The organism is Streptococcus sp. M143, from assembly GCF_000162495.1.
GTDB classification, from domain to species: Bacteria; Bacillota; Bacilli; order Lactobacillales; family Streptococcaceae; genus Streptococcus; species Streptococcus dentisani.
This window is the reverse complement of record NZ_GG730097.1, coordinates 1-14,979: the sequence shown is the minus strand read 5'-3', so window position 1 is coordinate 14,979 and position 14,979 is coordinate 1. Positions and strand designations below refer to the sequence as shown.

General features: G+C 42.0%; 12 protein-coding genes. 1 reads left to right on the top strand and 11 read right to left on the bottom strand.

All coding sequences use genetic code 11. The annotated features are described in order from the left end of the window. Positions 1-41: 41 nt before the first annotated feature. The 11 genes from greA to HMPREF0850_RS13120 form a co-directional block, all read right to left on the bottom strand. Entirely contained in the window at positions 42-524 is a 483-nt protein-coding gene (gene greA, locus HMPREF0850_RS06710) for a transcription elongation factor GreA (protein ID WP_000818765.1), read from the bottom strand. 62 nt (positions 525-586) lie between these two features. Further along, the gene (gene mltG / locus HMPREF0850_RS06705; protein WP_000927553.1) at positions 587-2,338 is read right to left on the bottom strand and encodes an endolytic transglycosylase MltG; all 1,752 of its coding nucleotides are present in this window, start codon (positions 2,336-2,338) and stop codon (positions 587-589) included. A 74-nt stretch (positions 2,339-2,412) separates the two neighbouring features. Then, positions 2,413-2,916: a GNAT family N-acetyltransferase gene (locus HMPREF0850_RS06700; protein WP_000702422.1), complete on the bottom strand. Its 504-nt coding sequence runs from the start codon at positions 2,914-2,916 to the stop codon at positions 2,413-2,415. Then, a complete protein-coding gene (locus HMPREF0850_RS06695) occupies positions 2,913-3,380 on the bottom strand; it encodes a GNAT family N-acetyltransferase (RefSeq protein WP_000405263.1) in 468 nt (155 codons plus the stop codon). The genes HMPREF0850_RS06700 and HMPREF0850_RS06695 overlap by 4 nt, the downstream gene beginning before the upstream one ends. 9 nt (positions 3,381-3,389) lie before the next feature. Then, complete coding sequence (murC, locus tag HMPREF0850_RS06690; RefSeq protein WP_000048079.1) at positions 3,390-4,724, bottom strand: UDP-N-acetylmuramate--L-alanine ligase; 1,335 nt, start codon at positions 4,722-4,724, stop codon at positions 3,390-3,392. Between the two features lie 11 nt (positions 4,725-4,735). Continuing rightward, positions 4,736-5,347: a hypothetical protein gene (locus HMPREF0850_RS06685; protein ID WP_000806747.1), complete on the bottom strand. Its 612-nt coding sequence runs from the start codon at positions 5,345-5,347 to the stop codon at positions 4,736-4,738. Positions 5,348-5,394: 47 nt separating this feature from the next. After that, on the bottom strand, positions 5,395-8,490 hold the full coding sequence (locus tag HMPREF0850_RS06680; RefSeq protein ID WP_001096252.1) for a DEAD/DEAH box helicase: 3,096 nt from the start codon (positions 8,488-8,490) through the stop codon (positions 5,395-5,397). Positions 8,491-8,582: 92 nt separating this feature from the next. Then, the gene (locus HMPREF0850_RS06675) at positions 8,583-9,749 is read right to left on the bottom strand and encodes a MalY/PatB family protein (RefSeq protein ID WP_000521346.1); all 1,167 of its coding nucleotides are present in this window, start codon (positions 9,747-9,749) and stop codon (positions 8,583-8,585) included. Between the two features lie 7 nt (positions 9,750-9,756). Beyond that, positions 9,757-10,851 (bottom strand): cystathionine gamma-synthase, encoded by a 1,095-nt coding sequence (locus HMPREF0850_RS06670; RefSeq protein WP_000031983.1) that lies wholly within the window; start codon positions 10,849-10,851, stop codon positions 9,757-9,759. Between the two features lie 145 nt (positions 10,852-10,996). Then, positions 10,997-12,955 (bottom strand): peptide ABC transporter substrate-binding protein, encoded by a 1,959-nt coding sequence (locus HMPREF0850_RS06665; RefSeq protein WP_000748531.1) that lies wholly within the window; start codon positions 12,953-12,955, stop codon positions 10,997-10,999. A gap of 458 nt (positions 12,956-13,413) precedes the next feature. Beyond that, a complete protein-coding gene (locus HMPREF0850_RS13120) occupies positions 13,414-14,052 on the bottom strand; it encodes an LPXTG cell wall anchor domain-containing protein (RefSeq protein WP_232191480.1) in 639 nt (212 codons plus the stop codon). 10 nt (positions 14,053-14,062) lie between these two features. Between HMPREF0850_RS13120 and HMPREF0850_RS13115 the strand changes: the two genes are divergently transcribed. Then, on the top strand, positions 14,063-14,979 hold a 917-nt coding region (locus HMPREF0850_RS13115; protein WP_232191479.1), incomplete at its 3' end, for a hypothetical protein.

Genomic DNA, 14,979 nt, shown 5'->3' with positions numbered 1-14,979 from the left:
TTGAGCAAGGCAAAACCTTCACTACTCCTTTTTCATCCTATTTAGGCTGTTTTCTCAACCTTTAAGATTTTGACATCATAGCTACCAACTGGTGTTTCAATTGTTGCAGTATCACCAGTCTTCTTGCCAATTAGAGCACGGCCAATCGGACTTTCATTTGATACTTTACCAGCAAAAGCATCTGCACCTGCAGAACCGACGATGATGTAGACCTCTTCTTCGTCTTCACCGACTTCTTGGATTGTTACTGTTTTACCGATTGCTACCTCATCTTGGGCAACTGCATCGCTATTAACAATTTCAGCATAGCGAATTTTTGTTTCTAGACTTGAAATTTGTCCTTCAACAAAAGCTTGTTCATCTTTCGCTGCTTCATACTCACTATTTTCTGAAAGGTCTCCATAGGAACGAGCAATCTTGATACGCTCTACGACTTCGGGACGTCGAACGAGTTTCAACTCCTCTAATTCTTTTTCTAGTTTTTCCTTTTCTTCAAGGGTCATTGGGTAAGTTTTTTCTGCCATTTTTTTAACTTTCTTTTCTATTTACTTTTTTAAAACAAAATTATGTGGAAAACCACATAATTTTAGTTTGAACTACTTGCTTGAGGTAACTTGCTATTGATATGCTCTGCAACGTTTTGATCATGTTCTTCTTTTGTTGTCGCAAAGTATACTTTACCATCTTCAACATTTGCTACAAAGTACAAGTACTCACTCTTTGTCTGGTTTACACTTGCTTCAATCGCATCCGAACTTGGGCTATCAACCGGTCCAGGCATGAGGCCAAGGTGTGTGTAAACATTGTATGGTGAATCAATCGTTGTATCAATTCCAGCGTCATCTGCTAAACTAATCTTTTGACCAAGTTTTCCTTGAGCATATAGGATAGCGATATTACTTTGAAGTGGCATACCAACATTCAAGCGGTTATAGAAGACACCTGCGATCTTCTTGCGGTCTTCGGTCTTAGCACCTTCTTTTTCGACAAGAGAAGCAATGCTGAGCAATTCATTAACTGTCAGATTCTTTTCTTTGATCGTAGCGTAATATGGTGACATAGCCTTATCCATAGCAGCCACCATCTCATCAATCAAACTTTCAACAGTTGTACCGTCTTTGATCGTATAGGTAGCTGGGAAAAGGTAACCTTCAAGACGATAACGAACGCCACTGTCTTTTGTTGGAAGACTTCCAAGTAGGTTTGGATACTTGGCTACTAATTGTGAGATAAAGGTCTCATCTTGAGCTTTTGCCAAGAAAGCATCCGCAGTAAGAGGTTCTTTAAATTCACCTTGAAGTTGTCCTACTGTTTGAGCGATTTGCTCTAATGTATAGCCTTCTGGAATTGTCAAGTTTGCAAGAACAGGTGCCTGAGCTTCAGGAGTCCCACCTTTTTCCAATTCTTGAATCAACTCATCCGTACTCATACTCTTCTTCAAGTTGTAATAACCTGACTTCAAGTTAGCATGGCTATAATATTTAGCATAAAGACTAAAGATAAGGCCATGTTTAACCAAACCAGATTTTTCCAAGGTGCTTCCAATTTCTTGAACATTTGCACCGTCTGGGATTTGAACCGTTACGTAATCCTTAGAGCTCGCATCCACAGGTTTCAAGGAATCTTGAACGTAACCATAACCAAAGTAACCACCAACTGCAACGAGTACTAGGAGAACTAGAACTGTTACTAGGCAACCTTTAGCTTTTGATTTTTTCTTTTTCTTAGTTGGTGTTGCACCTTGACGACGACTACGACGTGGAGCATCAGCTAATCCACTGCTAGATTCTGTAGAAACAGGCTCAACTCTTTCAGGCATTCCTGGGGTGATTTCCTCTTTCTTGTCTTCTGTTTTATAGGTTACGGCAACCTTAGTCGGAGTATCGTTAAATTCTTTTTCTTCGGGTTTAAGCTCAACTGGTTCTACCTTAGGTTGAACAGGTTCCACTACAGGTTCTTCAGCCAGATGAATCGGCTCTACTAGAGGTTCTTCAGATTCTACAACTTCAATCTTGTCAATGATTGGCTGTCTAATCTCTTTCTCTTCTTGGTCATCCGTTTCATCAGTTCTAGCACTTGAAAGTGGAGGAACACTTGGTGCATTTTTTAGGATTTTATCGACAACAGATAGGGAATCAGCCATCAACTCTTCTGTTGACGTTTCTGGTTCAAGATCTGAAGGAGTTGCTGAACTAGCTGGAGATGATGAAGCCGTCAGATTTGGAATCTCTACTTCTTTCTCTCTTTTATCTTGTTCTTTTACTCTTTCTAAATCACGTAGAATCTGCTCTTTAAAGCTTAATTTTTCTTCTTCTCTTGATTTTTCAGTCAAAAGCATTACCTCCTTGTTGACAATCCATAATATTATATCTTAAAAGTCGTAGAAAAGCAACCAACTAGGGCATTCCCTAGCTAGTTTTCTTTATTTTCAGGCTGCCAAACCATATCATACCAGGTTTCCCCAGCAAAGCTTGACTGGGATAATCCTTCATTAACAAAGCCATGTTTTTCGTAATAGGCGATAAGATAATCATGACACGTCAGATTAATGCCCTCTCGTTCATGTTCTAAAGCGACCTCTTTCAGAGTCTTTAATAGTCTTTTCCCAACTCCCAAAGCTTGTGCTTCCTTAGCAATAGATAGGCAAGTCACAGAAATATAACCTCCAGGTTGATGGCTATAGTCTTTTATTTCTTCTGTAAAGGACTGATCATGTAGATGGCGGTGTGGGACGACTGGACCTTCGATATAACCAAGAATACGCCCCTCCTTTTCAGCTACCAGAAAACTGGTCTGAATTTCCCGCAAATGCGCCTCAAAGACGGAACGAGGAATGGCCTCTTCAAGGGAGAAATTCTCTAGCTCTATCTCTATAATCCGATCTAAATCTGAAAATCTCGCTTGTCTGATTTTCATATTTCCTCCTGATAAAAGGGATTAGCCCAAGTCAGATACCATTCAGAACCACTGTCATATTGACTCCCTGTCACTTCTTCTTCAACAAAGCCATTCATTTCAAAATAAGATAGTAGTTCATCAGGACTCTGCAAAAGAATACCTTGATAATCTAGTTCGACTGTCACCTGTTTCAAGGCTGCAAGAAGAAGAGTTCCCAGACCCTGTCCCCAATGGTCAGGATGAATGGTCAATGATTTTATTTCTATCCATTTGGGATGAAGATACTGAGCTTCTCCTAAAACATAGCCTAGGAGCTGATTTTCATCCCCAGCTACAAGAAAGGTACCCGCAGTCTTGCGGATACTCTCTTCTAAGGATTGGCGACTAAATGCCTCTTCTGATGTAGGATTGGCTTCTTCAATCGCCAACATTTCTTCTAAATCTGATAAGGTAGCTTGCCTTATTATGATTGGAATTTCCATCTGTTTTCCTTATTGGAAGTTGCTTGTCAAGTTAGACAAAAGACGTTCAAATGAATATTCATAGGTTTGGATGTCTCCAGCACCCATAAAGACGTAAACAGCATTGTCATGGTCTAGGAGTGGAGAAACATTTTCAACAGTGATAACCTGGTGTTTTTTGCTGATTTTATTGGCTAAGTCTTCTACTTTGACATCACCATGGTCCACCTCACGAGCTGATCCATAGATTTGCGCTAGGTAGACGGCGTCTGCTTGATTCAATGCATGGGCAAATTCGTCCAACAAGGCAATGGTTCTTGTAAAGGTATGCGGTTGGAAGATTGCCACGATTTCCTTGCTTGGGTATTTTTGACGAGCCGCATCCAAGGTCGCAATAATTTCTGTTGGATGGTGGGCAAAGTCATCAATGATCACTGTATCATTGACAATTTTCTCAGTGAAACGACGCTTAACACCAGCAAAAGTTTTCAAGTGTTCACGAACCAAGTTTAAATCAAAACCTGCTGTGTAAAGAAGACCAATAACAGCTGTCGCGTTCATGATATTGTGACGGCCAAAGGTCGGGATATGGAATTGACCCAATTCTTGTCCACGAAAGTGAACGGTGAAGGTCGAACCAGTTGTTGAACGAAGGAGATCGCTAGCTACAAAGTCATTGCTCTCAGCTTCAAAACCATAGTAATAGATTGGAGCATTGGCTGTAATCTTACGCAACTCAGCATCCTCACCATATACAAACAAACCTTTGGTAATTTGTTTGGCATAGTCGTTAAAGGCATTGAAAACATCCTCTAGACTTGTAAAATAGTCTGGATGGTCAAAGTCAATGTTGGTGATGATAGAGTATTCTGGGTGGTAAGGCATGAAGTGACGCTCATATTCGTCTGATTCAAAGACAAAATATTTGGCATTGGCTGAGCCACGACCTGTCCCATCTCCAATCAAGAAGCTGGTATCTGTGATGTGAGACAAGACGTGTGACAGCATACCTGTTGTTGAAGTTTTTCCATGAGCTCCTGCCACTCCCATGCTGACAAAGTCGCGCATAAAGCTACCTAGGAATTCGTGGTAACGTTTGTAGCTGATACCATTTTGATCTGCATAGGCGATTTCAACGTTATTATCTGGACGGAAGGCGTTCCCCGCGATAATCTCCACATCACCTTGTAGGTTTTTTTCATCAAAAGGAAGAATCGCAATCCCTGCCTGCTCTAGTCCACGTTGAGTAAAGTAGTATTTTTCAACGTCTGAACCTTGAACCTTATGTCCCATTTGGTGCAACATCAAGGCCAAGGCACTCATCCCTGATCCCTTGATTCCAATAAAATGATATGTTTTTGACATGCTTTTCTCCCCTACTCAGTAATTCTTGTCAGATTCAACTCTTGGGCAACCTGACGTTCCTGTTCTGTTTGCTTATTCTTTTTATTATAGATTTGACTCTTCTTTAGAAAATCATAGTTGTTCTTTTTAGCTTTTTCCGTTTGGGTTTTTGAAATTGGATTCGCTACTTGGCCAACCTCCTCAGCTAAGATATAGTGAGACTGGCTCAAGTTTTTACTAAATTTGGCAAACTCACCTGGATTTTCCTTTTGAAATGGTGCTGTTGGTTGGTTTCCTTGACGAACAAGTGTTGAACCATTGTGTCGTCTGGTATGACTAACATCCTGAGTCAAATACTTGGCTGAACGTTTCTTCTTCAAATCCGCACGCGCCTCTTCTCGAGCCAATTCAGCATAGGTTTTTTCAACCTTTTTAGATTCTGGGCTCGGCTTTGACTCCTTATTAACCACTGGAGAAACTACGGTTTCTTCCTCATTGATAGGAGACCATTCCAAATAGTTCTTATCGCGGTAATCACCTTTGATATTGCTAATAAAGTCTGACTCATCGTACAAGTCCATGACTGGCATTTTGGTCAGCATGATCTCATCATCTGACACCAATGGAAATCGATCTTGTTTCATTTTGTATTTCCTTTCAACACTTCATTATAGCGTATTGTCTTGATTTTTCAAGTGCTGGCTTCAGAAATTCCCAAAATTTCACGAATTTCTGCCAGACTGAGACTCGCACGCGACTCCGTACCATCTAAAACTTGGGAAACCAAATGTTTCTTTTGTTCTTGAAGTTCTTGGATTTTTTCTTCAATGGTCCCCTTGGTAATCAAACGATAGACCTCGACCATCTGCTCCTGCCCCATGCGGTGAGCTCTTCCGATAGCCTGGGCTTCGACAGCGGGATTCCACCAAAGGTCAACTAAAATAACCGTATCAGCTCCCGTTAGATTGAGACCAACACCACCCGCCTTAAGGGAGATGAGAAAGGCATCTCTTTCCCCTTGGTTAAAGGCCTTAGTCATCTCCTGTCTGTCATGAGCAGGAGTTGAACCTGTGATTTTGAAGGAGGTCAAGCCCAAGTCTGGGAGTTCTTGCTCGATTTTTTCTAACATTCCTTTGAACTGGGAGAAAATCAAGACACGATGCCCGCCATCTGCCACTTGTAGCAATAAATCTCGGAGACTATCGAGTTTACCACTGGCTCCTTGGTAATCGTCCATGAAGAGTGCTGGCGTATCGCAGATCTGGCGCAATCGCATGAGGCCAGATAAGATTTCTACCCGACTTCTCTGAAATTCTTGATCTGTCACTTGCGCTAGGCGTTCTCGCATCTGTTGCAACTGGGCGAGATAGATAGCCTTCTGTTGGTCTTCCAGTTCATTTTTATAGACGACTTCGATCAGGTCAGGTAGTTCTGTTAGGACTTCTTCTTTCTTACGCCTCATGACGAAAGGCTTGATAAACTGCGCGACTCGGTCAGCCGGTAATTTCATAAACTCCTTTTTACTTGGCAAGAGCCCTGGAAGCACAATTTGGAAGATAGACCACAACTCTCCTAAATGATTTTCGATGGGCGTACCTGACAAAGCAAAGACTGCCGGTACCACAAACTGGCGCAAACTCTGAGCAATCTTGGTTTGGGCATTTTTCATGACCTGGGCTTCATCTAAGAAGAGAAAATCAAAAGCCATCTCTTGATAAAGCTCGCTGTCTTGACGAAAGGTGGCATAGCTAGTCACATAGATTTGGTGATTTTCAGAAAGAATTGCTTCTCGATTCGCTTTCAAACCATGAACAACAGCCAAATCCAACTGTGGGGCAAATTTTCTGAATTCATCTGCCCAGTTGTAGATCAAACCTGACGGAGCCAAAATCAAGACCCGACTATCTTCTGTCACCTGACTAGTCAAAAAAGCGATGGTTTGCAATGTTTTTCCCAGTCCCATATCATCTGCCAGAATGCCACCAAAGCCATAGTGATGAAGCATCTGGAGCCAACGGACTCCCTTTTCCTGATAGTCTCTCAAACTCGCCTGCACCCGTATATCTCCCAAAGGAAAATCCTCTGGATGGGTCAAATCATGAGCCAAATGTTGAAATTCCTTCGGAAATGCTATCCAATCGTGGCCTTCAAAAAGCTGAGAAAGACTATAAGCTAGGGATTTTCGAGCCTGGAAAGAACCATCTTTTAGCTCAACACCCAGTTCCTGCATATTCTGACGGATCTGCTTGGTTTCCTCATCAAAAAAGAATACTTGATCAGAAGAACTGATATAGAAATCCTGATTGCTGGTCAGGGCTTTGAGAGCTTGATCAATCTCTTCTTGGGCAATCCCTTGGAAATCAAACTGAATCTCCAACAATCCTCCCTTGGACTCAATCTGAACCTGAGGAGCTTGGACGCTGTAGAGCTGATTCATCTCATCAGATAAAGATACCTGACCCAACTTCTCAAAAGCTGGAATCGTATGGTGAAAGAAAGAATAAACTGCCTCTGGCTTCAAAGCCTGTCTCCAAGACTGAAAATCAGCCTCAAAACCAGCCCCTAAACAGACTTGAAATAGCTGATTTTCCAAGACGGTATCGCTTGAAAATGGTAATTGTTCCAGCTGTTGACGACTAGTCACCTTAACATCTCCATAGTCAAACTGGATATCCAAGCGGATGCGGTCGTCATCCTCTTTATCAAAGTAAAAGATTGGTGAAAAGAGTCTGATTTGCAAGCGCTCAGGAGCAGAAACCGTGCCCAGCTGTCCAAACAAAGGCAGGCAGGCGGCTAGGCGATCACGATCACTGTTGTCAAACTGGAGGCATTTTCCCCCTCTTTCTTCCTGAGGAAGCTCCTTAATTTCCTTTAGTAGGCTGATTTGTTTAGGATTTAAGAGATAAAAATTCCCCTTACGAAAGAGAATCGCTCCCCCATAGAATACGTTGACTCGCCCACATTCAGAAATCTCCATCTCAAAATAATCGGGATACTCCTGCACGGAAAAAGAGAAGAGTTCTGCATCGGGATCTAAATCGTGAAAGAGAAGATTTTCATAACTATCGATCTGGTGCTCAAAATGAAAATCTTCCAAGTTCATCAATAATTCCACCCCCTGCTCAAAAAAGGTCAGAGGGAAAAAGAGGTGACGACCTTGATTGGGGAAAAAGAGGTCTTGACTCAGTCCCTCCTCAATCAAGCCACATAAAAAAGTAAGAACTTCTTGACTAGCTGTATCAAAAGCATCCCAAGACAAGTCATTTTCATAGTATTTCCCAATCATATATGGCTTTCGATGGACCAAGACCTTCAAAAAGAGAGGGATATCACGAATGACATAATATTTTTGACTATCAACTAAACCAATTCGGAGAGTCCAAAGAAGGCGATTGGTTCCAGCTTCCACCTGGCCTTGAGCCGACAAAGTGTAAATTTTCTCTCTCTTCTGAGGTTGGATACGCTCCAAAAAACTACCGCCAAAACTAACCTTGGTTTCGACCTCTTCTTGCTCTTCATGTCCTTTTTCTAAGGCTTGTAAAATCACTTGGCCTTCTTCATCATTTTTCAGATAATGCTCGAGCGCTGCGAGGTGAACACAGTAACCTCTTTTTGGGAAAAAATCACAAGCACAAAAAACAAGATCATCCTCTAAACTGTAGCGCAAGTCTTCTCCCGCCACACGAGTATAGAGGCGATTCCCTTTTTCCTTGATGATCTCAATCTTGCCCGTCTCATAGAGAGCAACACCCTCCATACGCAACTTTCCTGGAATCAATTTAGCCATAGTTACCCCTTTATCTTATCTTTTCATTATACCACATTTTCCCCTACGAAAATAGCCTTCTAGGAAGACTTTTCTCCTAGAAGGCTGGATTTTTAAAGTGTAGCAAAAGTGGTCACGATGCGTTGGCAAACCTCTTCCAGTACTGACTTCGGCATAGCTACATTGAGGCGGGCATGAAGAGTTCCCTCCTCTCCAAAGTCCAAACCTCGGTTCAAGATAACCTTGGCTTCATTCTTCAAAAGCTCTTGCAAGCGGTCATCCGTTAGATCATAGTCTGAAAAATCAAGCCAGATTAAGTAGGTACCTTGCGGTTTCATGACCTTAATCTTAGTTTCGTTGCTCAAGACATCCACTACATAGTTAATGTGGTCCTCGATGACTTCTTTTAGCTCTCCTAACCAGTCCTTCCCATAATGGTAGGCAGCTTCTGTCGCCAAATAACCCAAGCCTGAAATTTCATGTTGGTTATTGGCCAACTGGCGTTTCTGAAAGTCAACTCGAAGTTTTGGATTTTCAATGACAGCATAGGAATTTTTCGTTCCAGCAATATTAAATGTCTTAGTGGCGCTGCTCAAGATAAGGGCAAAGTCTTTAAAGTCTGGATCGATTGTATTGAAAGACTGGTGTTTGTGACCAAAGAGAGCCAAATCTTGGTGAATCTCATCCGAAACTAGCAAAACACAGTGTTTCTGGCAGAGTTGCCCAATCTTTTCCAACACTTCCTTTTCCCACACACGTCCACCAGGATTATGAGGATTGCAGAGGATATAAAGTTTGACATCCTCTTCCACCAAATCCTTCTCAAGTTGATCAAAGTCAATCTCAAACAGACCATCCTTTTCCACCAAAGAGTTGGTAATCAATCGGCGATTGTTCAGTTTGACACTGCGGGCAAAAGGTGGATAGACCGGTGTATTAATCAGAACAGCCTCTCCTTCTTTTGTAAAGGCTTGAATAGCTGTTGAAATAGCTGGTACCACTCCCTCGATAAAGACGAGGACATCCTTGTCAAAGTAGTACCCGTGTTGTGTGGCTTCCCAGTCCTGAACCGACTCAATCAAAGCATCACTGGCATAGGTATAGCCATAGACCAACTGATCTGCGTAGGCTTGTACAGCTTGTCGAACCTCAGGCAAAACCACAAAGTCCATATCTGCTATCCAGGCTGGTAGAACTTCTCGATCAGCTTCCACTTCTTTCCATTTATAGGTATGGTGTCCAAAACGATTGGGCAGGCTTGTAAAATCATATTTTCCCATATCTGTCTTATCCTTCCAAAGCTTGGCGCAAGTCCGCAATCAAATCTCTAGCATCCTCAATCCCAATAGACAAGCGCAAGAGATCATCTGTTAAACCATAGGAATGGCGCACTTCTGCCGGAATATCCGCATGGGTTTGCGTCGTCGGATAGGTGATGAGACTCTCTACCCCACCCAAACTCTCAGCAAATGAAAATACCTTCAAGCTGTTTAGAATATGAGGAATTCGTTTTTCATCTGCTACTTTAAAGGAAATCATACCTCCACGACCTGTATAGAGCACTTCCTTAACAGCAGGTGAATCCTTCAAAAAGGCAACCACTTCTTGGGCATTGGCTGTAGAACGCTCCATACGAAGAGGTAGAGTTTTAAGACCACGAATCAACTGATAACTATCAAACGGTGACAAGACCGCACCAGTCGTATTCAAATTGTAGAAAAGTTGTTCATATAGTTCTAAACTATTAGTCACAACCACCCCAGCCAAGACATCATTGTGTCCTGCTAGATACTTGGTTGCTGAATGAAGAACAATATCCGCACCGTCTTCAATCGGTCGTTGGTAAATCGGACTGTAGAAGGTATTGTCCACCACTACTTTAGCACCCTTGTCATGAGCTAGTTTGGCTAGTTTTGCAATATCAAATTCCAACATCAAAGGATTGGTTGGCGTTTCGATATAGAGAACATCCACATCATTTTCCAGCTCAGTAATCAACTCTGCTTCAGTATTGGCATAGGTAAAATGGAAACGACCTTCCTTCTCCACTTGGTTGAACCAACGGAAAGACCCCCCATAAAGATCTCGCACAGCCAAGACTTTACTTCCTACTGGAAAAACACTAAAAGCCAGTACAATCGCAGCCATACCTGAGCTCGTCGCTAGGGCATAGTCTGCTGATTCGATTGCAGCCAAGACTTCCTCCGCCTTACTGCGAGTTGGGTTTTTAGTGCGCGTGTAGTCAAATCCAGTAGACTGACCGAACTCTGGATGCTGATAAGTTGTTGAAAAATGTAGTGGCGTCACCAAGGCACCTGTCGTCTTATCTGACTTGATACCCGCCTGGGCCAAAATTGTGTTGATGTGTAGTTCTTTGCTCATACAATACCTCCAAATCTATAGTAACTATTGTACCACTTATTTTCGCCAACTCATTTTCTTCTTTTCAAGAGCTAGTTATAGTTTCAAACTATACAAAAACGATAGCTTCCTGAGAAACTATCGTTTATCCTGTTGAATAGACTGGTTATTTAACGTGTTTTGCCAATTCTTCTTGAGCTTTCTTATTTGATTCTTCTTTTTCTTTCAGCCATTTTTCTTTAGCTTTTTCATACTCATCAGCCGTTACAGTCTTATCTTGTAACTTGAGGTACTTGTATGATTCCACACCCTTATTTCCTGCTTGTGAGAATGGTGCTGAGAATGGAACTGTCTTTCTCAAGCTAGGTGTTCCACCAAGGGAAACGTTTGGAATTGCAAGGGCGCTATCAACGAGCCAAGCTTGAATTTCAGCATATTTTTCATAACGTTTCGCTGGATCCTGCTCTTTATTGGCTTCTTCCAACATTTCAGTATAGGTATCAAGTCCAACTGCCTTAGCCTTGTCATTGACCTCACCTGGTTCTAGACCAAGGTTTTGCAACATACCGCCGTTATTGACATTTAGGATATCTAGATAGCTTGATGGATCCAAGTAGTCAGCACTCCAACCGCCATTATAGATATCAAAGTCTTTTTGAGCTGCCGTTTGAGCGAGGTAGCTAGAATTATCGAAGTCATCTGTTGATAATTGTTGGATATCAATAACCACATTCTCAGCTCCTAGAACAGATTCGATGGATTGTTTTAAAGAACTTGCTTCAAGTACACCTTTTTTAGCTGATTGGTCAACTGATACATCCAAGTGAATTGGGAATTGCACACCCTTAGCTTCCAATTCTTTCTTAGCTTCTGCAAATTTAGCTTTAGCCTTGTCAGGATTGTAGTATGGATCTTGCGCGTCTGCAAAGTTGATTCCTTGCCATTCTTGACCATAGTTGACCATCTTTTCTGAAACAACATCGCCAAAGTCTTTTCCGTTGATACTTACAAATGTAGGAGGTACCACTAGGTTACGAATAATCTTCGTTGCTCCGTCTTCTCCTTGAGATTGAGCTCCATAGGCTGTACGGTTATAAGCATAGTTGAAGGCTTGACGGAAGTTTTTATTCAGAACTGCTTCTTGTGTTGATTTCTTTTCGATATCTGAGGACTTAGAAGTGAAGTTATAAGATTTTCTGTCCAAGTTGAAGTTCAAGTAATAAGAAGTTGCGGTTTGCATACTATAGATGATGTTATCCTTGTTCTTCTCTTTAATTCCTTCAAAACTTGAGCTATTTGGATAGAGACGCGCGTAGCTGTAGACTCCTTCTACAAAGTTACGAGCTAGGGCATCTTGGTCACTACCATCATAGTAAGTCAATTTCACATCGTCCACAAAGACATTTTTAGCATCCCAGTAGTTCGGATTTTTCTTGTATTCGATAACAGATTTTGAAACAAATGATTTCATCAAGAAAGGTCCATTGTACAAAATGCTAGAAGGGTCTACCTTACCAAAATCATCCCCTTTTGATTTCAAGAAATCTGCATTGACAGGGAAGAGAATGGTTGAAGTTGTTTTAGAGTTCCAATAAGATTCTGGACGTGTCAAAGTGTACTGAACTGTTTGGTCATCAATCGCCTTCACACCGACAGTTGAAAAGTCAGTTGTTTTACCGTTGATATAGTCATCCAAACCTGCTACAGAGTCTTGAACCAGGTACAAGGCTTCGGATTTTTTATCAGCAGCATATTTCAAACCTGTCACAAAGTCTTGAGCAGTTACAGGTGCGTATTCTTCACCTTCGTATGTATACCACTTGGCATCTTTACGAAGTTTGTAGGTATAAGTCAAACCGTCCTTGGAAACAGTCCAATCCTCTGCCAAAGATGGGACATAGTTACCATATTGGTCATTTTCCATCAAACCATCTACCAGATTGGTAACGATATCATTGGTTGTTGCACGGTTCTCTGCTAGATAGTTCAAACTAGATGGATCACTAGAATAGACATAGTTATATGTTTTAGATGAACTTGCTGAGTTCCCACATGCGCTCAATAGGATACCTGCGCTTAACACGACACCTGCCAGTGTCAGATACTTGGCCTTAGACTTTTTCATTTCCAGAACCTCCTGTTTTAGATATTTGCCTTATTATACAGCTTTAGTTTTATTTAGTCAAGCAATTCCTGTCACAAAAGGTCGAAATTATATTATTTTCTATACAAATTTTAGATTTTTATCTATTTCGTTAGGTATATGCAATGAGTAGTGTAATATTTCTACCTCTTATTCCTAAGCGCTTTAAAAGCTGTCTTGTAATTTGGATATTCTCTTTGGTAGTGATTAATAACCAGTAAGACATCATTAAGTTCTTTAGAACATTTAGAGTGATAATTCTCGTTACTTTGAATGTTAGAAAAGAGAGAACCAATCTGATTCTCTCTCATGCTTAATTAGATCTCACCCTCTACAGTTGACAAAGAGCCAAAAACCCCAGATAGCCTTGAGCTATCCGGGGTTCTTGTTTTCATCGCTAAAATGATATCAACAATTTCATTTTAGTCGATTTCTGGGACTTAGTCTTCTAAATCCATTTCAGAAGCTGCTGATTTCTTCTTCTTGCCAAGAAGAGAGGCAGTTGCCAAGGCAGCTACTCCTAATCCAAGACCAGCAAATTGGTTACTTGCAGTTCCTGTATTTGGAAGTTTTCTACCGTTTGAACGTCCTGGTCCAGCAGGTTGTTGTGCAGGAGCTTGTGAGTGGTTCAATGCACTTGAGATTGAAGCACTGTCAGACAAGCTAGCTGAGGTACTTGCGCTATTGCTCAAGCTTGTGCTTGCTGATTCAGATGCACTAATTGATGCAGATACGCTGTTGCTCAAGCTTGCTGAAGTACTTGCTGAAGTTGAGGCATCGCCTGAACCATTGCTTGTGCTTGTTGAACCTGAACCGCTACCTGAGTTGTTGCTTGCACTGATTGATGCAGACACGCTGTCACTCAAGCTTGCGCTTGTTGAGACTGACTCACTTGCGCTGATTGAGGCTGAAGTACTATCGCTCAATGATACACTTACTGACTTGCTGAGTGAAACTGACTCACTTGCACTTACTGATTCAAGGTAGCTAGGAAGGTTAAACTCTGGTTTAGACTCGCTTGTTGGTTCACCTTTACTATAGCTGAATGAGTTAGATTGTTGTGACGCACTTGTACTCAAGCTGCTTGAAGTGCTATCGCTAAGTGATGTAGATGTACTTACACTGTTACTCAATGATGCACTTGCTGATGCTGAAGCATTGCCTCCAGCATTACTTGCTGTTTCAGATGCACTGATTGAAGCTGAGATGCTGTTGCTCAAGCTTGTGCTTACTGATTGGCTTGCACTGATTGACGCTGACACGCTGTTGCTCATGCTTGTGCTTACTGATTGGCTTGCACTGATTGATGCGGATACGCTGTTGCTCAAGCTTATGCTTGCTAATTGGCTTGTGCTTGCTAATTGGCTCGCACTGATTGAGGCTGACACGCTGTTGCTCAAGCTTGTGCTTGCTGATTGGCTCGCACTAATTGAAGCAGACACACTGTTGCTCATGCTGGTGCTTGCTGATTCAGATGCACTGATTGACGCTGACACGCTGTTGCTCAAGCTTGTGCTTGCTGATACTGAAGCACTAATTGAAGCAGATACGCTGTTACTCAAGCTTGTGCTTGCTGATTGGCTCGCACTGATTGAAGCAGACACGCTGTTGCTCATGCTGGTGCTTGCTGAGTGGCTAGCACTGATTGAAGCAGACACGCTGTTGCTCAAGCTTGTGCTTGCTGATACTGAAGCACTAATTGAAGCAGATACGCTGTTACTCAAGCTTGTGCTTGCTGATTGGCTAGCACTAATTGAAGCAGACACGCTGTTGCTCATGCTTGTGCTTGCTGATTCAGATGCACTAATTGAGGCAGACACGCTGTTGCTCAAGCTTGTGCTTGCTGATACTGAAGCACTAATTGAGGCAGATACGCTGTTGCTCATGCTTGTGCTTGCTGATTCAGATGCACTGATTGAAGCAGATACGCTGTTGCTCAAGCTTGTGCTTGCTGATTGGCTAGCACTAATTGAGGCAGACACGCTGTTGCTCAAGCTTGTGCTTGC